Annotated in this window: 21 protein-coding genes; 4 read left to right on the forward strand and 17 right to left on the reverse strand. The window is 62.3% G+C overall.

Annotated features, from left to right (window positions below; translation table 11 throughout):
• The 14 genes from G489_RS0109985 to G489_RS0110050 all read right to left on the reverse strand — a co-directional run.
• On the reverse strand, positions 1-539 hold a 539-nt coding region (locus G489_RS0109985; protein WP_029041431.1), incomplete at its 3' end, for an SDR family NAD(P)-dependent oxidoreductase.
• A 14-nt stretch (positions 540-553) separates the two neighbouring features.
• A complete protein-coding gene (locus G489_RS0109990; RefSeq protein ID WP_029041432.1) occupies positions 554-1,759 on the reverse strand; it encodes a UxaA family hydrolase in 1,206 nt (401 codons plus the stop codon).
• Positions 1,752-2,090, reverse strand: coding sequence for a UxaA family hydrolase (locus G489_RS0109995; RefSeq protein ID WP_029041433.1), 339 nt, complete (start codon positions 2,088-2,090; stop codon positions 1,752-1,754). The genes G489_RS0109990 and G489_RS0109995 overlap by 8 nt, the downstream gene beginning before the upstream one ends.
• 2 nt (positions 2,091-2,092) lie before the next feature.
• A complete protein-coding gene (locus tag G489_RS0110000) occupies positions 2,093-3,139 on the reverse strand; it encodes an enolase C-terminal domain-like protein (RefSeq protein ID WP_245578873.1) in 1,047 nt (348 codons plus the stop codon).
• Between the two features lie 68 nt (positions 3,140-3,207).
• The gene (locus tag G489_RS0110005) at positions 3,208-3,858 is read right to left on the reverse strand and encodes an RraA family protein (RefSeq protein ID WP_029041435.1); all 651 of its coding nucleotides are present in this window, start codon (positions 3,856-3,858) and stop codon (positions 3,208-3,210) included.
• Positions 3,851-4,180, reverse strand: coding sequence for an L-rhamnose mutarotase (locus tag G489_RS0110010; protein ID WP_029041436.1), 330 nt, complete (start codon positions 4,178-4,180; stop codon positions 3,851-3,853). Before G489_RS0110010 ends, G489_RS0110005 begins: the two co-directional genes overlap by 8 nt.
• Before the next feature lies 1 nt (position 4,181).
• Positions 4,182-5,303, reverse strand: coding sequence for a mandelate racemase/muconate lactonizing enzyme family protein (locus G489_RS0110015; protein WP_029041437.1), 1,122 nt, complete (start codon positions 5,301-5,303; stop codon positions 4,182-4,184).
• A complete protein-coding gene (locus G489_RS0110020) occupies positions 5,303-6,397 on the reverse strand; it encodes an ABC transporter ATP-binding protein (RefSeq protein WP_029041438.1) in 1,095 nt (364 codons plus the stop codon). The genes G489_RS0110015 and G489_RS0110020 overlap by 1 nt, the downstream gene beginning before the upstream one ends.
• A gap of 3 nt (positions 6,398-6,400) precedes the next feature.
• Entirely contained in the window at positions 6,401-7,258 is an 858-nt protein-coding gene (locus G489_RS0110025) for a carbohydrate ABC transporter permease (protein WP_035872342.1), read from the reverse strand.
• A complete protein-coding gene (locus G489_RS0110030) occupies positions 7,258-8,178 on the reverse strand; it encodes a carbohydrate ABC transporter permease (protein WP_051332513.1) in 921 nt (306 codons plus the stop codon). Before G489_RS0110030 ends, G489_RS0110025 begins: the two co-directional genes overlap by 1 nt.
• 99 nt (positions 8,179-8,277) lie before the next feature.
• Positions 8,278-9,612 (reverse strand): extracellular solute-binding protein, encoded by a 1,335-nt coding sequence (locus G489_RS0110035; protein WP_035872343.1) that lies wholly within the window; start codon positions 9,610-9,612, stop codon positions 8,278-8,280.
• A 50-nt stretch (positions 9,613-9,662) separates the two neighbouring features.
• On the reverse strand, positions 9,663-10,877 hold the full coding sequence (locus tag G489_RS19975; protein ID WP_051332514.1) for a CaiB/BaiF CoA transferase family protein: 1,215 nt from the start codon (positions 10,875-10,877) through the stop codon (positions 9,663-9,665).
• Entirely contained in the window at positions 10,874-12,013 is a 1,140-nt protein-coding gene (locus tag G489_RS0110045) for a type 2 periplasmic-binding domain-containing protein (RefSeq protein ID WP_029041442.1), read from the reverse strand. Before G489_RS0110045 ends, G489_RS19975 begins: the two co-directional genes overlap by 4 nt.
• On the reverse strand, positions 12,006-12,557 hold the full coding sequence (locus tag G489_RS0110050; protein WP_035872346.1) for a MaoC family dehydratase: 552 nt from the start codon (positions 12,555-12,557) through the stop codon (positions 12,006-12,008). Before G489_RS0110050 ends, G489_RS0110045 begins: the two co-directional genes overlap by 8 nt.
• A 193-nt stretch (positions 12,558-12,750) precedes the next feature.
• Here G489_RS0110050 and G489_RS0110055 point away from each other — a divergent pair, with 193 nt between their 5' ends.
• Both G489_RS0110055 and G489_RS0110060 read left to right on the forward strand, forming a co-directional pair.
• Positions 12,751-13,203: a MaoC family dehydratase gene (locus G489_RS0110055; protein ID WP_029041444.1), complete on the forward strand. Its 453-nt coding sequence runs from the start codon at positions 12,751-12,753 to the stop codon at positions 13,201-13,203.
• The gene (locus tag G489_RS0110060) at positions 13,203-14,264 is read left to right on the forward strand and encodes a Gfo/Idh/MocA family protein (protein ID WP_029041445.1); all 1,062 of its coding nucleotides are present in this window, start codon (positions 13,203-13,205) and stop codon (positions 14,262-14,264) included. The genes G489_RS0110055 and G489_RS0110060 overlap by 1 nt, the downstream gene beginning before the upstream one ends.
• Before the next feature lie 7 nt (positions 14,265-14,271).
• Here the strand turns inward: G489_RS0110060 and G489_RS0110065 are convergent, their stop codons facing one another.
• From G489_RS0110065 to G489_RS0110075, 3 genes are all read right to left on the reverse strand, one after another.
• Entirely contained in the window at positions 14,272-15,069 is a 798-nt protein-coding gene (locus tag G489_RS0110065) for an IclR family transcriptional regulator (protein WP_029041446.1), read from the reverse strand.
• A gap of 74 nt (positions 15,070-15,143) precedes the next feature.
• Positions 15,144-16,133 carry an inositol 2-dehydrogenase gene (iolG, locus tag G489_RS0110070; RefSeq protein ID WP_029041447.1) on the reverse strand — a complete coding sequence of 330 codons (990 nt, stop codon included), beginning with the start codon at positions 16,131-16,133 and terminating at the stop codon, positions 15,144-15,146.
• A gap of 9 nt (positions 16,134-16,142) precedes the next feature.
• Positions 16,143-17,258, reverse strand: a complete 1,116-nt coding sequence (locus G489_RS0110075) for a Gfo/Idh/MocA family protein (RefSeq protein ID WP_029041448.1) — start codon at positions 17,256-17,258, stop codon at positions 16,143-16,145.
• A 101-nt stretch (positions 17,259-17,359) separates the two neighbouring features.
• Between G489_RS0110075 and G489_RS0110080 the strand changes: the two genes are divergently transcribed.
• Both G489_RS0110080 and G489_RS0110085 read left to right on the forward strand, forming a co-directional pair.
• On the forward strand, positions 17,360-18,181 hold the full coding sequence (locus tag G489_RS0110080) for a MurR/RpiR family transcriptional regulator (protein WP_245578875.1): 822 nt from the start codon (positions 17,360-17,362) through the stop codon (positions 18,179-18,181).
• Between the two features lie 125 nt (positions 18,182-18,306).
• Positions 18,307-19,248 carry a sugar ABC transporter substrate-binding protein gene (locus G489_RS0110085; RefSeq protein ID WP_029041450.1) on the forward strand — a complete coding sequence of 314 codons (942 nt, stop codon included), beginning with the start codon at positions 18,307-18,309 and terminating at the stop codon, positions 19,246-19,248.
• Positions 19,249-19,299 lie beyond the last annotated feature (51 nt).

Raw genomic sequence — 19,299 nt, forward strand, 5'->3', positions numbered from 1 at the left:
TCCACCGTCCCCGGGCACACCGCATTGCAGCGGATCCCCTGCTTGATGAAGTCCGCCGCCACCGACTTGGTCAGCCCGATCACCGCCGCCTTGCTGGCCCCATAGGAGAACCGGTTCGGCGCCGCGATCACAGAAGACGCCACCGAGGACATGTTGATGATCGAGGCCCCGCCATTCCCGATCATCCCCGGCAGATAGGCCCGGATGATCCGGTACATCGCCGTCACATTGAGATCGAATGTGAAGGCCCATTGCTCCTCGTCGCAATCAAGGATCGAGCCGCTGCCGACAAAGCCGGCGCAGTTGAACAGCACATCCACCGGCCCGGTCCGCTCGACCGCCGCGGCGATCTCACCGGGCTCGCGCACATTGAACCGGAACGTCTCAAGCCCCTCCGACGCCAGCGCCGCCAGCGCCTCTTCATTCACATCCGTCGCAAAGACCGTCGCCCCTTCGCGGTGCATCGCCAAGGCCGAGGCCCGACCAATCCCCTGCCCCGCCGCCGTCACAAGACAGCGCTTCCCATCCAGTCGTCCCATACAATCTCCTTTGCTCACACGGGCAGGCAAGCCGGTCCGATCGGCTCGAAGCTCTTGTAAGTCAGTATGAATTCGGTGTGCCCGAGGGCTTCCGATTTGCTCTTTTCGCCGGCTGCCAGCGCCAGAATCAGGCCGTAAATCTCGTCGCCGACTTCTGCCAGGTCGGCCTCCCCGGTCAGGACGCGGCCGGCATTGATATCCATGTCGTCGGTCAGGCGCTCATACATGTGCGGGTTGGCCGCGATCTTGATCACGGGGGACAGCGCCGACCCCACGACCGACCCTCGCCCGGTGACAAACAGGGTCATGTGGGCGCCGGACGCCATCATCTCGACGATCTCGGCATTGTCGGAAATATTCGGAAAGCCGAAGCGGACCTCGCCATCGGGCACCACATCCATCAGATAGAGCCCGCCGCGGGGCGGGATGTCGCCGGGTTTGATCAGACCCGATATCTCGGACTGGCCCGACTTGGCATAGGCGCCCAGCGACTTCTCCTCGATGGTCGACAGCCCGCCATCGGCATTGCCGGCAGCGAATGACCCGAAGCCCAGCGTCGCGTAATAGGTTGCGGCCTTTTCGACCGCATGACGCAGTTCCACCGCGAGCTCGGGGGTTCTGGCCCGGCTGGCCATGATGTCTTCACAGCCGATCAGCTCACCGGTTTCCTCGAAGATGCAGGTGGCTCCTTCCGCAACCAGCCGGTCAAAGGCGCGGCCGGCCGCCGGATTGCCGGTGATGCCGCTCGTGCCGTCAGAGCCACCGCAGACCGTGCCGACGACCAGTTCGCTCACATCCATTGGGACGGTTGGCGCCGATTGCAGCTCCGCGACCCGTTCTGCGACCCAGCGCTGGCCCTGCTCAATGGAACGGCGGGTGCCGCCATCATTCTGGATGACGATGGTGTGGACCGGCCTGCCGCTCTCTTCGACGGCCTGTTCGAGCTTGTAGCGATTGAAGCTTTCGCAACCGAGGGAAACCAGCAGCACCGCACCGACATTGGGGTGGGTGCACAACCGCTCCATGATCCCCTGCGAATAAGGGTTGGGGAAACAGCCGGGGAAGCCGATGACATGCGCCGCGTCCCGGTTCAGCATGACGATCTCGCGGGCCACGTGGTGCGCACATTCCACCAGATAGGCGACCGCCACGACATTGCGGATGCCCTTGCGCCCGTCCTGGCGTTCATAGCCGCGCAATGCCGTCCCAAGCTCAGTCATGCCAGCCTCCCGCGCGGTTGCGCTCATAGGTTTCCCGGGCCTCGGTCAGCGAATGGGTGGGCGTGTAGTTGCTCTTGATGTTGTGAATGTGCACGTGCTCGCCGACCGCGATATCGCGGGTCGCTGAGCCAATGGGTGCGCCGTATTTTATGATCGGTTCGCCGTCGCGGATTGCGCCCCGGGCAACCTTGTGACCAATGCCGAGACGGTCGGGGACGGTGATATCGAGCCTGCCAATGCGGATCGTCTCGCCGGCCTTGATGGCGGCGCGCAGGACAAAGACATTGTCCTGAGGCGAGAGCAACAGAAGCCTTGAATCCGTGTCAGTCATGATCAGAGCTCCGCAATCGTCGCATTGTCGATCAGATCCCAGTCCAGCTCGATGCCGAGGCCTGGCCTCTCGGGCATCCGGGCCACGCCGTCGCTGATCGGCAGCGGCTCTTTCAACCCGAAGCCGAATGTGTCCGTCGGCCAGAGCAACTCCAGATAGGTGCAGTTGCCGATTGCACCGGCCAGATGCAGGTTGACCAGTTCGAGCGGGTGAAAAATCGTCGTGTGCAGTTCGCATTGCATGTGAAAGGCTTCGGCAAGCCTTGCGGTTTTCAGCGTGCCGGTGACGCCACCGCTCCAGGACGGATCGGCGCGCACCGCATCCACCACGCGGGATGCGATGCATTCGGCGACCGAATAGGGGTGCTTGGGCAACACCTCGGTCCCGACCACCGGAATATCGAGGATGCGGGTCAATTCGCGCAGCGCGCCGAAGGCCTCGTCCGGCAACGGCTCTTCGAGCCAGCGGTAGTCGAGATGCTCGAGCGCGCGGCCAAGCCGCACCGCTTCTTCCAGCGTGTAAGGCGCCACCGGGTCCGACATCAGCGTGAATTCCGGCCCGACAGCGTCTCGCACGGCGCGGTGAATGTCGATGTCCTCGTCGAGCGAGCGACCGGGCGGATGCACCTTGTAGGCTTTCAAGCCCGCGTTCTTCACTTCGGCCGCTTCGGCCGCGTAAGCGCTGGCATCAGCCAGCACCATTGACGACGTATAGACGGGCACTTCTGCCCGTGCACCGCCGATATAACGCCACAAGGGCTGGTCCGCGGCCTCGGCGGCAAGGATCCACAAGCAACAATCCACCGGGCCGTAGCTATAGATGGGCAGGTGATGCCACCAGCGGTCGGCGGTTCGCCAGTCAAGCCAGGCAGCCTCACGGTCGAGCGCGTTGCGTCCGGTGAAAAACGGCCGCAGGGACGCGGCCGCCAGGTGACCGGCACCAAGCGCCGACCGCCCTGCGAAGCCGAACATCGAGGCGGAACGGCCACTCTCGGTGCGCAGCGTGTACACGAGAAATTCAAGAGCATCGAGGGACTGGCCATCGCGCATCGCCGCACCGGAAACCGCTGTCTCCGAATGCCGGCAAACGCGAATATCGAGCCCCGCGATCTGCATTCTCAGAACTTCCCGTATTTCTTGTAGGCTTCCTGCGGATCGACCCCTTCAAGGATCGCCTTGCGCACCAGGCTTTCGGTCTGCATGGCGATGACGGATTTCTCGAGAACCTCATCCACCAGTTCGGCGGGGATGCAGACCATGCCGTCGCGATCGCCATGCAGCCAGTCGCCGGGGCGGATAAGGACCTCTCCGATCATGATCTCGATCTCACTGCCGGTCGGCAGCCAGAAGCCGACGACGTCGCGCGGCGTGTGATGGGTGCGCCAACTGGGGAACCCCAGGTCGAGGATGAAGTGCGAGTCTCTCAGGGCACCGTCCAGAACACAGCCGAGCACGCCCTTCTTGTGCAGGGTCTCGGCGGACAACTCGCCCATTTGCGCGATGGCATGGGTGTGTGGCTGGGCGGTCCAGATGTGGCCGGGTTTGGCTTTCGACAGCAGACCGGTCCAGGCGAGTAGCGTCTGGTCCGCGTCCGCGGTTTCGTCCACCCGCCCTTCGACGGTCCAGGCCGGGCCGCAAAGGGTCATCTCTGGCTGAAGGGGCGTGATGCGGGGCGGCAATGTGAAATTGCGCCGGCCCAAGGCGCGCAGCACGTCGTGAACGACGCCGGTGTAACAGGCCCGCAGCTTTTCGACGCGTGGATCAGTCATGATGGAAGACCTCTTCCATCATCGCCCACCACTCGCCTTCGGCCCTGTTATCGAGGGGTTCCTGGCATGGCATGCATACGTCCCACCATTCCTGGGTTCGGGGATCGGCTGCCATCTTCGCCATGTCGGCCTCGAAATCGTCGCCAACATATTTCCAGACGCCGAAAAGCAGGTTTTCGGGTTCCTTGAGGAAGATCGAATAGTCGGTGATGTTGCATTCGGAGATCTTTGCCAGAATGTCCGGCCAGACATCCGCATGCAGCCTCTTATAGGCGGCAACCTTGTCGGGCTTCAGCCCGATGACCATGCCCATGCGTTGCATGTCATTGTCCTCCCCGAGTTATGGTGTGATTGAGGCCCTCAACGCTTGAGGCCTTGATGGCATCCCAGTCCCAGTCGATGCCGAGACCGGGCGTGTCAGCGGGCGTAGCCCGGCCATTTTCGATGGCCAGCCCCTCGCCGGTAATGCTGTCGAGCTGCGGAATGTATTCGAGCATGGGCGCATTCGGGACGGCGCACACAAGGCTCACATGCAGCTCCATGAGGAAATGCGGGCAGATCGCGACATTGTTTGCCTCGGCGAGATGGGCCGCCTTGAGCCAGGGCGTGATGCCACCGATCCGGGCGACATCGGCCTGGATGACCGAACAGGCGCGCTGAGACAGATAGTCGGCAAACTGGCCGAGGGAATACATGCTCTCCCCGACCGCAATCGGCACCCTGGAGTGGGCGGCCAGTTCGGCATGGGCAGAAATATGGTCCGCAGGCATTGGCTCCTCGAACCAGTAGACATCGAACTCGGCCAGCATCTCGGCGCGCCGCACCGCCTCGCCCAGCCGGAAGACCTGGTTGGCATCGACCAGGATCTCGAAATCATCGCCGACGGCGGCGCGAACGGCTGCGATGCGTTCGCGATCTTCGCTCAGATGCGGCTTGCCGATCTTGAGCTTGGCACCGGCAAAGCCGGCCTTTTTCATTTCGACGGCGTCGGCGACAAGCGCATCGGTGGGCAGGTGAAGCCAGCCCCCTTCGGTCGAATAGAGCGGCACCGAACTGGCGGCACCGCCGGCAAGCCGCCAGAGGGGCAATCCGGCGCGGCGGCAACGCAAGTCCCACAGTGCCGTATCGATGGCGGCCATGGCCAAAGAGGTGATCGCCCCCACCGCGGTGGCATGAGTGACGAACAGCAGATCCCGCCAGATGCCCTCGATCTCTTCGGCCTCGCGGCCGATGAGCTGTGGCGCCAAAGTCCGCTCGATGAGACTGACAACAGCAGGGCCACCGGTGCCGATCGTATAGGTGTAGCCGGTGCCGACAGCGCCGTCACAATCGGTTATCCGGACGATGGGCGTTTCCTGGCTGACAAAGGCCTGAATCGCGTCTTCGCGCCGGACTTTCGGCGCTAGATCGACCATCAGGATGTCGACCCGCTCGATCCTTGCCATCAGTCGGGCCTCACCGATTTGCCGGTGCCGGCGTCGAACAGATGCGCCTTGTCGAGGGACAGGCGGAACTTCAGGGTCTCGTTTTCCTGCACGTGGCGCGGGTCAAACATCTTGCCGAGTGCTTCCTGCCCGCCAAGATGGGTGTAAAGAAGCGTTTCGGTGCCAAGCAGTTCGGCCAGATCGACGGTGAGCTCAAGCGTGGCGGATTGGCCGCTGTCGCTGATACCGTGACCTTCCGGGGTCATGTCGTCGGGGCGAATGCCGAAGATCACCTCCTGGCCATCGCTCACGAACTCGGACAGCCGGTTGGGCAAGGGCACCCCTGTCTTGTCGCCGAAGACGACCTTGCCGTCTTCGATCCGCGCCGGGATGAGGTTCATGGGCGGGGAACCGATGAAGCTCGCCACGAAGGTATTCAGCGGATGATTGAAGACCTCCATCGGCGTGCCGACCTGTTCGATGTGGCCGTCTTTCATGACGACGATCCGGTCGGCCAGGGTCATGGCTTCGACCTGGTCGTGGGTGACGTAGACGACGGTGGTCTTGACTTTCGAATGCAGTTTCTTGATCTCGGTGCGCATCTGCACGCGCAGCTTGGCGTCAAGGTTCGAGAGCGGTTCGTCGAACAGGAAGGCCTCGGGATGACGGACGATGGCGCGGCCCATGGCCACGCGCTGACGCTGCCCGCCGGACAGTTCGGCAGGCGTGCGATCCATCAGTTCCGACAGGCCAAGGATGCTGGCCGCTTCGTCAACGCGCTCGGCAACCACCGCGTCGGGTTGTTTGGCGATCTTGAGGCCGAAGCCCAGGTTTTCCCGCACGCTCATATGCGGATAGAGCGCGTAGTTCTGGAACACCATGGAGATGTTGCGCTTGCGGGGTGGCAGATCGTTGACCAGCGCGTCCCCGATGTGAATCTCGCCGTCGGAGATGTCCTCGAGCCCGGCGATCATCCGCAAAGTCGTCGACTTGCCGCAGCCGGACGGTCCGACCAGCACCACAAACTCGTTGTGGGCGATCTCGAGATTGATGCCATGCACCACCTCGACGCGACCATACCGCTTGACGACGTTGTTCAACCTGATTTCCGACATGGTCTATCCCTTTACGCCGCCGAAGGTGAGACCGGCGATCAGATGTTTTTGCACGAGGAAGGTGAGGATCAGCGCGGGGATGATGATGATCACAGCCATCGCCGACATGCCGGCCCAGTCGATTGTGAACTGGGCGGTGAAATCCATCAGACCCACCGGCAGGGTTTTGGAGTCAGTGGAACGGGTGAGCTGGCTCGCCAGCGCGTATTCGTTCCACGAGGTGAGAAAGGCGAAGATGCCGGCAGAAGCGATGCCGGACTTGGCCAGCGGGAATTCGACCCGCCAGAAGGCCTGCCATCGCGTGCACCCGTCGACCTGGGCGGCCTCCGACATCTCCTTGGGCACCTGACGAAAGAACCCGTCGATCAGCCAGATGGTGAAAGGTATGTTGAGCGCCGTGTAGACGATGATCATGCCCATCTTGGTGTCGATCAGGCCCAGACGGCTCCAGATCATGAACACCGGCAGAGACAGCGCGATGCCCGGCACGGTGCGCGACAACATGAGCCCGAGGAAGATGCTGTTCTTGAACGGAAAGCGGAAGCGCGCAAAGGCGTAGCCGCCCGACATGCCGATGATCAGGGCGATGGCGGTGCTGGTGAGTGCGATCACCAGCGAGTTGGTGAAATAGGCCGGCACGGGAATGGCGACCTGCTCTGCGCCGAAGCCGAATATCTTGGCGAAGTTGTTGAGATTGAACTGCTCAGGGATCCAGATCGCGGGCTTGGAAAGCACTTCGCGATTGGGTCTGAAGCCGGTCAGCACCACCCACAGGCCGGGCAGGCAGATGATCATCATCAGAAGGAATGTGGCGATCCAGGTCGCGATTGCGACGAGCCGCTTTCTCAGCGAAGCGTTCATCACGCAGCCCCTCCCATATAGCGGCGCGCGGCGACCAGCTTGGTGAAGAAGTAATAGGTGAAGGCGACCGAGAGGATGATCGAGACATAGGCCATGGCGTTGGCCTGCCCCATTCGTGAATTGTCGTAGCCGACGCGCGCGATCAGGGTCCACAACAGCTCGGTGCGCCCGGCCGGGCCACCGCCCGTCATCACGTCGACAATGTCATAGGCGCGCGCCACGTCGAGCGAGCGGATGGTCATGGCGATGAAGGCAAAGGGCATGAGGAAAGGCAGGGTGATGTGGCGGAAGACCTGCAGCGGGCTGCACCCATCCACCTTTGCCGCCTCGATCGGGTCGCGCGGCATGGCGAACAGGCCGGCCAGCAGCAGGATGGCGAAGACCGAGGTGCTCATCCACACTTCAGCGAAGATGATGGAGAACATCGCCAGGTTCCGGTCCACAAGCCAGGGCGTGGCGGCATCGGAAATGCCCAATGACTGCAGGGCGTTGTTCAATACGCCGATATTGTCATTGAAGATGAACTTGAACTGGTAGCCGACAAGGATCGGCGAGAACATCATGGGGAACATCATGATGGTCCGCAGCGTGCGCTGGCCCCAGGTGATGCGGTTGATCAGCAGGGCGATGCCGAGACCGAAGATGAATTCGAGATTGAGCGCAATCGCCAGAAACAGGATGGTGCGGCCGAAGGCGACCCAGAAATCCCAATCGGTGAAGATGCGTTCGTAATTTCGCAGCCCGACCCAGTTCCAGAGGCTGTCCGGGCGGACCAGACGATAGCCTGTGAAGCTCGTATAGAGCGAGAACACCAGGGGCAGAGCAATGACGAAAATCAGCACCAGAAACGCCGGTGCCAGCAACAGGTAAGGCGTTAACGCAAGCCTTGTCTTGTAAGATGATCTTGGCGTTCTGGCCATGGTCCTGCTCGTTGTATTCGGAAAGAACGTTCCGCCTTGCGCGGCCAGCGGGCGGTGGTGTTCCGCTCGCTGGCCGGCATGCTTTTCGGGGTGATGAGGCTAGTTGATGTAGCCGGCATCTTCCATGATCAGGCGTGCCTCGGCGGCAGCCTCATCAAGGGCCTCTTGCGGGGTCTTTTCACCCAGGATCGCGGCCTGCAGGCGCGGCCAGATTTCGTTGGAAACCTCGATCCAGGGCTCGATGAGCGGCGGCGTGAAGGCGTCTTCCGACATCGACAGGGAGTAGGTGTCGACAACTTCCGCCTGGAAGTCGTTGCCTTCAGCCTCGAACTCGGCCTTCACGTCCTTCCAGACCTGGGTGCGCGTGGGCAGCAGGCCCTTGCGTGCCTCGATCATCTGGCGATCGTGGTCGGTCAGGAAGGTGATGAAGGACACCGCTGCGTCGGTATTGTCGCAGGTTTCGGTGATCGAGAAGGTGTGGCTGCCAGCCCAGCCGGCGCGCTTGCCGCCCACACCCTTCGGTGCCCGGACGATGCCGACGTCACCGGCGACCTTGGAGTTGGCCGGATCGTTGAAGAACGCGGCCCAGCCGGCCCAATCGAGGTTGAGCGCGACGGTGCCCGACGCGAAGCCGAGGCCGGTGTCATCCCACAGATAGTTCAGCACGCCCGCCGGAACGGCATTGGCGTCGTAGAGGTCCTTGAACCAGTTGACGGTGCGGACACCGGCTTCCGAGTTGAAGGTGGGATTCCAGTCTTCATCGAACAGGGCACCACCATTGGCGACCAGCATCTCATAGAAGCGGCCGGTGATGGCTTCGTCCTTGCCGACATACTGGGTGCCGTAGAAGGTCGGGGCGTCGGCGAAGAACATCGCCTGGTCCTTGAACTGATCGAAAGTCTCGGGCGGGGCAAGGTCGTAGCCGTATTCGGCCTTGAACGCGTCCTTGTTGGCCTGATCCTCGTAGAGCGACTTCTTGTAGTAAAGGTTCGAGACGTCCGAGTGGCGCGGCAGCTGCACGAGCCGGCCGTTCACCGTCGAGTTTTCGAGGGCCAGGGCGTCAAACTTCGCCAGCACGGCTTCGTCGACCACGCCGTTGAGGTCGATATAGATATTGCCGTATTGCGGGGCGAACGAGGTGTGATTGGAGCCAACGCACCAATCGAGCGTGCCCGCGGCGATGTCCTGCTTGATCTCGCGGTCGAGTTCGAAGTGGTTCTTGCGGGAAAGCACTTCCACCTTGGCGCCGGTCATCTCTTCCCATTTCGGGATTTCGGCATAAAGCGGCTCGTACTGGGCGCCGCCGATCAGTTTCACCCGCAGCGTGGTGTCGGGAAAGGACCCGTAATCATAGTCCTGGCTCAGCGCAGTGCCTGCCAGAAGAACCGGCAAGGTCAAACCGAGCGCCAGTCCTTTCAGGGTTGTTTTGGTCATTTTCGTTCTCCTCCTAAATGATGCCGGCAGAGGGGGCCCGGCATTCTGGTCTAGGCCTTTTGGCCAGAAACCATTCCCTGTGACCCCAAGTCCTGCTCGAGGCCGAATTCGTCGATGATCGATTGTGTGTGCGCGCCGAGTTCGGGGGCGGCGAGCGGCGATTTGAGCGTTTGTCCGTCTATGCGCAGCGGTCCGCGCAGGGATTCGATCGGCGCCTTGCCGGGCCGCATGATCTGCTGGCCGAAATCGAGCGCCGCAAAGGCCTGCGAGTTGAGAAGCGCCGGCCAATCCAGAACCTCGGCGCACCAGATATCCGCCGGCTGCAGCAGCGAGAGCCAATGGGCGGTGGTTTCAGTGCGCAGGCGCCTGGCGAACTTCGCCTTGATGAGGTCCCGCTCACGCATCAGCGCGCCGTTATCGGTGTAGAACTGTTCGAGGCCCTGGACGCCCAGCAAACCGGCGAGCGTTTCAAGCGACGGCGTCATGGCAAGCGCGAGATAGCTGTCGGCGGTCTCATAGACCCCGTAAGGGGCACCGAGATAGGCGTGCGCGCCATTGTGTTCGGCACGCTTCGGCGGCCGGTTGCCATCGTTGAGATAGGTGGTGAGCACTTCGAACTGGAAGTCGATCAGGACTTCGAGAAGGCTGGTTTGCACGTGCCGCCCCCTGCCCGTCACACCGCGCCCGACAAGGGCGGCGAGAATGCCCTGGGCCAGAACGTTGCCGGCGAGCATGTCGGCCACCGCCAGTCCCATGGGCATGGGCGGATCGTTGCGGCTGCCGGTCAGCCACAACAGGCCGGAGCGCGCCTGCGCCAACAGGTCCTGGCCGGGAAGATCCTTCCACGGCCCTTCTTCGCCATAGCCGGAAATCGAACCATAAACGATGCGCGGATTGATGGCGCTGACCGCGTCATAGCCAAGGCCGCGGCGTTCGATCACACCGGGACGGAAGTTCTGGATCACCACGTCAGCGCGCTCGATCAACCGCTTGATCCGAGCGAGATCGTCTGCATCGCGCAGGTCCGCCACAAGGCTCTGCTTGTTGCGGTTGATGGCGTGAAACAGGGAGTTGTCGCCATCGATATCGACGTCGGAAATGTAAAGCGAACGGCAGAGGTCACCGGTGCCGGGGCGTTCGATCTTGATCACCCGGGCGCCGAGATCGGCGAGCTTGAGGCCACAGAGCGGTCCCGAAAGGAACTGGCTGAAATCAATCACCAGCAAGCCGGCAAGCGGACGTTGATCGGGCGGGAGTGTCCTCATTTGCGGGTCTCCCGATAAGCTGCATCGAGCGCCTCGAGAGCCGCGGCGGCGGACACTTCGCCCTTCAGGCAGGCGTGAATGATATCGCCGCCGCGGTCCTGCAGCGCCATGTAGCCGTCGTAGCGGGGACGCAGCCAGGAGGACTCGAGGGTCTTGCGGGTGTTGAAGAAGAAATTCATGCAGTCTGCGTTGCAGACCGCGCTGTCCCACGCCGCCACATTGCCCGGCTGCCCCCCCGCCTCGAAATAGAGGCCGGACTGGCATTCGGCAGAGGCTACGTAGAACGCGTAGTCCGCGGCGATATCGCGATGGGCAGACCGCGAGGAAACCGCAATGCCTGCACCGCCGATGACGGTGCCGGTCGGGTCGCCCGGGCGGATGCCCGGCGCGTCGGTAAAGACAATCGGATGCGGGCGATAACCCTTGCGGCTGTAGTTGGTGTAGCCATAGCCAAAGGGCGAATAGGCCGGCGCGTCTGCCTCGGTGGACATCCACTCATAAATGCCGATCGGATCGAGCGTCAGGCAGCGGGCGTCAATCCGGGAAACGAGCGCCAGCATCTGTTCGAGAACCGTGATGCCCGCCTCACCATCGATCAGGTGATCGGGGTCCTCGGCGATCACGAAATCCTGGTTGGCGGCAAGGCCAAAGAAGGTCATCAGCGCGTTGATCGGTATGAGCGCCATGGCCACCCGGCCCTTGCCGGCGAGATCGATCACGTCCTGCCAAGCGGTGGGCGGCAGGTCGATCAGGTCCGGCCGGTAGGCGGCAACGGGGGTCGCAGCGTCGATGGCCAGCGCCCATTGATGGCCCAGAAACTCGTATGAACAATGGGAAGGGCCGACCGACTGCCGGGAAAGTGCCCTCAGTTCGTCGTCCCGACCCAGGGTGTCGAACGCCAGAAGGTCACCGCTGCCAGCCACTTCGCCGACGTGAGGATGGTCGATGACCATCAGGTCGTAGGTATCGGCCATTTCGCCGATCGGCCGGTCGGCAAAGGCCTGGAGCGACCGCTTTTCCCACACGATCGAGACACCCGGACGGCTAGCGCAGAATGCTTCCGCAGTGGCCACCATCGGGTCGTAGCCGCGACTGTGGTCCCAGGTCATGCCGCGCAGGACGACCGGCTCAGTCATCAGACTTGCCTCCGGCGCGTGCGCGATGGGCTTCGGGATCCCGGTAGAGAGCGGTCATCAGATGCTCGCAATAGAGCACCAGTTCGCCCTCTTCCTTGTAGACGGAGTAACTGACGCGGACCTTGCCGAGTTCGTCGTTCTTGGGTTCCTTGGCGAGGTTTTCCCGGATCGTGTAGATCGTGTCGCCAATGAAGACCGGCGCGATGAAGCGCAGCCGGTCATAGCCATATGAAAATGAATTCACGCAGTTGGTGGCGGCAAGACCGAGCCCGAAGCTGAAGACCTGGGCCCCGGCAACCAGACGCTTGCCGAACACGCCCTGCTTCTCGGCGAAGTGCCGGTCGGCAACATAGGGATGCATGTCGAGAACCAGCGCGTTGAAGAGCATGCATTCGCCCTCGGCGATGGTGCGCCGGATCGAGCGGATCTTGTCCCCAACCGTGAAATCTTCGTAATACCAGTCCTCGGCGTTCCATACAGGAATAGCGGCATGCTCTTCCGGCAAGCCGGCCATAGGCCGCGCGTGAACGCCAATCTCTGCCATTCGATCCTCCCAGGCCGGGCGCTTTGCTTGCGGACCCGCCGATTGCCAGTTCCGCGCAGCGATGCCGGCAATCCGGACCGCGCGCGTTCTGATCTTGAGTGGAGCCAACCACGTTTGATTTTACATGTCAAAGATTATTTTATATATGGATTGGACCACAGAATGTCGGCGCCAGGGGCACAAGGGAGGGTTCATGCAGAACGACAGGTATTTCGAGGACTATGTCGTGGGCGACGCGCGAGAAACGCTGGGCCGCACGATCACCGAAACGGACATCGTATTCCATGCCGGTCACAGCGGGGATTTCTTCCCCCATCACATGGATGAAGAGTTCTGCAAGACCCAGCCCTTCGGTTCCCGGATCGCGCATGGGACAATGACATTCGCCATCGGCATCGGATTGACGGCCACCGAGATCAACCGGCACGCCTTCACCTATGGCTATGAACGGCTGCGCTTTCCAAAGCCCGTCTATGCGGGCGACACGATCCGAACCACGGTGACGATCGGGCGCAAACAGGACGATCCCAAACGCCCGGCCTATGGCCAGGTGGTGGAGGTCTGCGAAACCAAGAAACAGGACGGATCGACGGTGATGTATTGCGAACACATCCTGCTGGTCGAACGCAAACAGGGGGCTGAATAATGGAAGATCTGCACCAGAGCTGGCTTGCGCCGGCCAATCCCAAGCCGATCGTGATCGTGGGCACGGGCGGTATCGTCCGGGACGCGCATCTGCCGGCCTATCAGAAGGCCGGCCTCAGCGTTGCAGGGGTGACCGATATCGATAAGGCACGCGCCAAGGACCTGGCGGCCAACTGGCCGGTTGGCACAGTATTCGACACGCTCAAGGATGCGGTCGCCGCCCATGGCACGGATGTGGTCTACGACGTTGCGACGCCGCCGCATGTGATCGCCGACATCATCTCCGAATTGCCCGATGGCGCCGCCGTCCTGATCCAGAAGCCGATGGGATCGGACCAGGAAAACGCGCGTCGCATCCGGGCCGTGTGCCGGGACAAAAAGCTCAAGGCGGCGATCAATTTCCAGCTTCGCTTTTCGCCAATGATGATGGCCGTCAAGGACATGGTCACGCGCGGCATGCTGGGCGAACTGCTGGAGATCGAGGTTCATCTCAACATCTACACGCCATGGCAGATCTTTCCGTTCCTCATCCCCATGAAACGGGTGGAACTGGCGGTGCACTCGATCCACTATCTCGACACCATCCGGGCGATCGCGGGCAATCCCGAAGGCGTTTTCGCGCGCACCATGCGGGACCCGCGGGCGGCCGACTTTGCCCAGACCCGCACCTCAGTGATCCTCGACTATGGCGACCGGCTGCGCGGGCTGATGAGCATCAATCACAATCATCAGTGCGGGCGGAAGTTCCAGGATGCCTTCTTCCGTTTCGAAGGCACTGGCGGGACCGCCATGGTCAAGCTCGGCGTGTGCTATGACTATCCCAATGGCGAGGCGGACGAACTCTGGTACTGCCCGGATAGCGGCGAATGGCAGCAGGTGCCGCTTGAAGGCAGCTGGTTCATCGACGCCTTCATGGGACCAATGCGCAATGTGCAGCGGTTCGATGCCGGCGAGGACGAGACGCTCTACTCAAGCGTTGAAGACGCCTATGGCACCATGGCACTTGTCGAAGCGTGTTTCGAAGCCAACCAGATGCCGTCCCAGGCGCTTGTTCTCGACTAGCCTTTTCTCATGATACCTGATCAGGGGCGGTGACCAATGCGCCACCGCCAAGGCTGCGCGTCAGCGTCCGCGTCGCCTCGAGCAGACGATTGCGGCAATCGCTGAAGCTGATGGGTTCATTGAGCCGTTCGAGATGGGGAATGGTCATGGCCGCGATCGCGCGGCCGGAATGATCGATGACGGGCGCCGAGATGTTGACAATGCCCCGGACCACGAAACTGTCCATCACCTCGCTGCCAGCCTTGCGGATCTGGGCCAGTTCGGCCCGGAGCCGGTCAAGATCCATACCCTCGGGCAAAGGCGCGCGCTCGACGAATTCGGTGAGTTCATCCTCGGGCAGATAGGCCAGGATCACCCGGCCCGAAGAGGCGCGCCACAACTCGATCTTGGCGCCCAGCCGCACGCTCATCACATTGTTGCCCGGGCTATCCACCTGTCCGATCACCAGTATCGCATCGTCGGACAGGATCGCCAGGTGAACCGACTGATTGATCTCGTGCGCCAGGGTGCGCATGAGCGGACCCGCAAGCGCGGTCAGGCGCCGGACAAGCGGCATGCGGTGAGCAAGCTCGAACAGCAGGGTCGTCAGGACATAACGGTCATTGTCGAGGTTCTGGTTCACATAGCCGCGCGCTTCGAGCACGACCAGCATGCGGAAGATCTCGCTGACGCTGCGATTGAGTGCGCGGGCGATTTCGGCCTGGCTCAGCCCCGATTCCTGGGTCGAAAGCAGCTCGAGGATATCGAGGCCCTTTTCGAGCGCGGGCGCTGTATATTTCCTGGGGCTCTGCGTGGTATCAGCCATGCCGAATCCTTCACATGTTTCATATGTGAAATATACTGCAGGGAAACGCGTGTCCAGCGGGCCGACGCTGATGACTACAGGTCGATCATCCGATTTTCGCGCACGGACCGTTCCGCGGCTTGGGCAAGCTCTAGAGCGGCAAGGCCATCCGCACCACTGACCTCGACCGGACGGGCGCCGGTCGCCGCGGCGATGAAGCTGCCAATTTCATCGCGATAGGCATCGACATAGCGGCTCATGAAGAAGTCGTAGAGCGGCGGGCGGGTGAACCCGTCCGCATTGGCCAATTCGATGCTGGCGGGCCTCTGGTTCTCGGCGGCAATCATGCCGAGATCACCGGTCACCTCGATGCGCTGATCATAACCATAGCTGGCGCGGCGCGAATTCGAGATCGAGACCTGGCGGCCGGACGCCGTGACCAGAATGATGGTCGCGGTGTCATAATCGCCGAGCTCGCGAATGGTGGGGTCGACCAGCGCCGATGCCGTGGCCATGACACGGATGAACGGTTCGCCCACCAGGAACCGGGCCATGTCGAAGTCGTGGATGGTCATGTCCCGGAACAGGCCACCCGAAGACGGAATATACTCGCGGGGCGGCAGGCCGGGGTCGCGGCTGGTGATCGCCACCTGCTCGACCGTGCCGATGCGGCCTTCGTCGATTGCCGCCTTGAGCGCCCTGAAATGGGGGTCGAACCGGCGGTTGAACCCGACCATGAACAGCACACCGCTCTGGTCGACGACATCGAGACATTGGCGGACCCGCTCGATATCGAGAGCGATGGGCTTCTCGCAGAACACCGCCTTGCCCGCTCGGGCGAACTGCTCGATCAGATCTGCGTGGGTGTCTGTGGGCGTGCAGATGGCGACCGCATCGACGTCATCATTGGCGGCGATCTCGCCGATGGTGGCTGTTTCGACGCCATAGTCGGCGGCCAGTTTCTCTGCCGCAGCGGGCATGGCATCCGCAACCGCCACCAGGCGGGCGGAGGGGTTGCTGGCGATGGCCCGGGCGTGAACCTGGCCGATGCGGCCGGCACCGAGCAATGCGATACGAGTGGTCATGGTGTCTCCCTAGATCGTGACGCGCGTGCCGGTTTGGCTTGACCGCGCAATCGCGTGAATGACTTTTTCGAACTCCAGCGAGGCGGCGAAATCCGGATAGGCCGGCCGGTCCTCGACAATGGCGGTGAGCAGTTCGGCGGTTTCGATCACCTTGAGGTCGTTCACGCCGAGCTGATGCCCGGGCGCCGGGCAGAAGCGGTCATAGGGCGGGTGGGCCGGCCCCGTGAGGATGGTGCGGAAACCCTGCGTGGCGGCGGGGCCAGCGTTCTCATAGACCTGGAGCTCGTTCATGCGCTCCTGGTTGAAACACAGCATGCCACGGGTGCCGTGCACCTCCCAGTCGAGCCGGTTCTTGCGGCCCCAGGCCACACGCGACGTACTGATCGAGCCCTGGGCGCCGCTTTCAAAGCGCAGCAGGGCCGAGGCTACATCCTCGTTTTCGACCTCAGCCCGCCCGCCCTCCTGCAGGGGCCGGGTCTCATGGACCGTCTGCATGTCCGCCACGAGGCTTTCGATCGGCCCGGCAAGGCCGTAGGCCATCGAGACGAGATGGCAGCCGAGATCGCCGAGCGCGCCAAGGCCCGCTTCCTCGCGCATGGCGCGCCACGTCCAGGGGAGATCCGGGTCGGCCTGATAGTCCTCGTCGACCCAACCCCTGAAATGGATCACCCGTCCGATAACTCCCTCAGCGATCAGCCGGCATGCGTGCTGAAACGCCGGGTTCTTGATGTAATTGTAGCCCACGATCGTCTTGACGCCGCGAGCTGACGCCGCCTCGGCCATTTCGCGGGCATCCTCGAGACTCAACGCCATCGGCTTTTCGCAATAGACATGCTTTCCGGCCTCGATGGCGGCGAGCACCATCTCCTTGTGCAGCTTGTTGGGGGTGGTGATCGAAACGATGTCCACCTCCGGGTTGGCCATGACGGCGCGCCAGTCGTCGGTGCTGTGCGCAAAACCGAAAGTGTTGGCCATCGCCGCGGCCTTGTCCGCCGGCGTGTCGCACAGCACGACCGGATCGATCACCGGCAAATCGCCGAACACGGAGCGCACAGCACCAAATGCCAGCGCATGCGCCTTGCCCATAAAGCCGGTGCCGATCAGGCCATATCCAATACGCCGCATGGGTCGGGTCTCCTCACCTGTCAACACGGGTTGGAATTTTTATTCCATTATGGCTATGTTTGTTTCGTGATTTTCTGTCAAGGGCCATGGGGCATCCGCCGGTGAAATATTCCACGCCACCCAAAACGATCGAGAGCTTTCATCAACGCCTGCAAGCGGCGTCGAACAACCTGCCCAAGCGCCTGCATCAATGCGCCAGCTACCTGGCCTCGAACCCGGACAGCATTGCGCTCGCGACCGTGGCGGAACTGGCAGACGCCGCCGGGGTGCAGCCCTCGGCGATGATCCGGTTCTGCAAGATCCTGGGGTTTTCCGGGTTCACCGAGATGCAGAAGCTGTTCCGCAGCACCTATCCACAGAATTGGCCCGATTACGGATCGCGGCTGGCGAATCTGCGCGAACGCGGCGCGGAAAGCCCCTCCGCGCTTCTGGCCGAGTTCATCGATGCGGGCCGCATGTCATTGGAAAACCTCACCAATACGGTCGATTCCCGGGTATTGGATGAGGCCGTGAAGGCGCTGTCGGGGGCCGACACGATCCATGTGATCGGGTTGCGCCGCGCCTATGCCGTCGCGACCTATCTGGCCTACGCTTTCGACAAGATGGAGATCCCCGCCATGCTGCATGACAGCGTCGGGCGGCTGGATCACCGGCATGCTGTGCGGCCCGGTGATGTGCTGATTGCCATCACCTTCGCGCCCTACACAGAAGACACCGTCGCCCTGGCCCGTCATTGCGCGGAAGCGGGGCGCCCGGTGGTGGCGATCACCGACACGGTGATGAGCCCGCTGCACCAGCTCGATGCCATGTGCCTGTCGGTTTCGGAGGTGGATTTCGGCGCCTTTCGGGCCCTGTCGGCAACCCTGTCGCTGGCGATCGCACTGGCCGTTGCCGTGGGGGCGGAACGCGACCGGAAAACGTAATCCAAAAGAGTTGCCAACCCGAATTTTGAAATATATGTTCTATTTTGCACCGGAACAGACCGCTACAGGCGGCCGGTGTGCGTTGCAGCCTGTCTGCGGCGCAAATTTCACTAGGGAGGGAACCCATGAAAAAGACACTCGTTGCCCTGGCGGCAGCCACCATGGCTTTGTCCGGCGCTGTTGCGCCGGCCATGGCCGAGGGCGAAGAATTCGTCCTGATCAGCCACGCACCGGACAGCGACAGCTGGTGGAATACCATCAAGAATGCCATCGCGCTCGCCGGCGAGCAGATGGACGTGAATGTGGAATATCGCAATCCGCCCACCGGCGACCTGGCGGATATGGCCCGCATTGTCGAGCAGGCCGCGGCATCCAATCCGGACGGGATCATCGTCACCATCGCCGACTTCAATGTGCTCGAAGGCCCGATCTCGGATGCCGTCGACAAGGGCATTCCGGTGATCACCATCAACTCCGGCACTATCGAGCAGTCCAAGCAGCTCGGCGCGCTCCTGCATGTGGGGCAGCCGGAATATGACGCCGGATTCGGCGCCGGTGAGCGGGCCAAGGCCCAGGGGGCGACCTCGTTCCTCTGCGTCAATCACTACATCACCAACCCCGCTTCGGTTGAGCGCTGCCAGGGCTTTGCCGACGCGCTGGGCGTTGAACTGGGCGACCAGATGATCGATGCCGGCACCGACCCTGGCGAAATCCAGAACAAGGTCTCGGCCTATCTTTCGGCCAATGAAGACACCGATGCGATCCTGACCCTGGGACCGACTTCGGCACACCCGACCCTGAGGGCGCTCGACGAATCCGGCCTCGCCGGTGAGATGTATTTCGGCACCTTCGATCTGTCCGGTGAGATCGCCGAAGCGATCAAGGCGGGAACCATCGCCTTCGCCATCGACCAGCAGCCCTATCTGCAGGGCTATCTCCCCGTGGTCATCCTGACCAATCTGGCGCGCTACGGCGTGGTGCCGGGCAACTCGATCAATTCGGGTCCGGGCTTCGTGACCAAGGACAATATCGCCCTGGTCGAGCAATACGCCGGCGAATACCGCTAGGCCAATCGTCGGGGAGGCCAGGGTTTGGATGACCCCGGCCTCCCCGAAAGA

Origin of the sequence: Cucumibacter marinus DSM 18995 (genome assembly GCF_000429865.1) — a bacterium.
Taxonomy (GTDB): Bacteria; Pseudomonadota; Alphaproteobacteria; order Rhizobiales; family Devosiaceae; genus Cucumibacter; species Cucumibacter marinus.

Excerpts from the sequence above, each read along its gene's own strand:
- G489_RS19975 (WP_051332514.1), bottom strand. The coding sequence starts at position 10,877 with ATGAGGACACTCCCGCCCGATCAACGTCCGCTTGCCGGCTTGCTGGTG.
- G489_RS0110075 (WP_029041448.1), bottom strand. The coding sequence starts at position 17,258 with ATGCGGCGTATTGGATATGGCCTGATCGGCACCGGCTTTATGGGCAAG.
- G489_RS0110055 (WP_029041444.1), top strand. The coding sequence starts at position 12,751 with ATGCAGAACGACAGGTATTTCGAGGACTATGTCGTGGGCGACGCGCGA.
- G489_RS0109995 (WP_029041433.1), bottom strand. The coding sequence starts at position 2,090 with ATGACTGACACGGATTCAAGGCTTCTGTTGCTCTCGCCTCAGGACAAT.
- iolG (WP_029041447.1), bottom strand. The coding sequence starts at position 16,133 with ATGACCACTCGTATCGCATTGCTCGGTGCCGGCCGCATCGGCCAGGTT.
- G489_RS0110020 (WP_029041438.1), bottom strand. The coding sequence starts at position 6,397 with ATGTCGGAAATCAGGTTGAACAACGTCGTCAAGCGGTATGGTCGCGTC.
- G489_RS0109990 (WP_029041432.1), bottom strand. The coding sequence starts at position 1,759 with ATGACTGAGCTTGGGACGGCATTGCGCGGCTATGAACGCCAGGACGGG.
- G489_RS0110065 (WP_029041446.1), bottom strand. The coding sequence starts at position 15,069 with ATGGCTGATACCACGCAGAGCCCCAGGAAATATACAGCGCCCGCGCTC.
- G489_RS0110050 (WP_035872346.1), bottom strand. The coding sequence starts at position 12,557 with ATGGCAGAGATTGGCGTTCACGCGCGGCCTATGGCCGGCTTGCCGGAA.
- G489_RS0110035 (WP_035872343.1), bottom strand. The coding sequence starts at position 9,612 with ATGACCAAAACAACCCTGAAAGGACTGGCGCTCGGTTTGACCTTGCCG.
- G489_RS0110045 (WP_029041442.1), bottom strand. The coding sequence starts at position 12,013 with ATGACTGAGCCGGTCGTCCTGCGCGGCATGACCTGGGACCACAGTCGC.
- G489_RS0110085 (WP_029041450.1), top strand. The coding sequence starts at position 18,307 with ATGAAAAAGACACTCGTTGCCCTGGCGGCAGCCACCATGGCTTTGTCC.
- G489_RS0110060 (WP_029041445.1), top strand. The coding sequence starts at position 13,203 with ATGGAAGATCTGCACCAGAGCTGGCTTGCGCCGGCCAATCCCAAGCCG.
- G489_RS0110005 (WP_029041435.1), bottom strand. The coding sequence starts at position 3,858 with ATGACTGATCCACGCGTCGAAAAGCTGCGGGCCTGTTACACCGGCGTC.
- G489_RS0110000 (WP_245578873.1), bottom strand. The coding sequence starts at position 3,139 with ATGCGCGATGGCCAGTCCCTCGATGCTCTTGAATTTCTCGTGTACACG.
- G489_RS0110015 (WP_029041437.1), bottom strand. The coding sequence starts at position 5,303 with ATGGCAAGGATCGAGCGGGTCGACATCCTGATGGTCGATCTAGCGCCG.
- G489_RS0110010 (WP_029041436.1), bottom strand. The coding sequence starts at position 4,180 with ATGCAACGCATGGGCATGGTCATCGGGCTGAAGCCCGACAAGGTTGCC.
- G489_RS0110030 (WP_051332513.1), bottom strand. The coding sequence starts at position 8,178 with ATGGCCAGAACGCCAAGATCATCTTACAAGACAAGGCTTGCGTTAACG.
- G489_RS0110025 (WP_035872342.1), bottom strand. The coding sequence starts at position 7,258 with ATGAACGCTTCGCTGAGAAAGCGGCTCGTCGCAATCGCGACCTGGATC.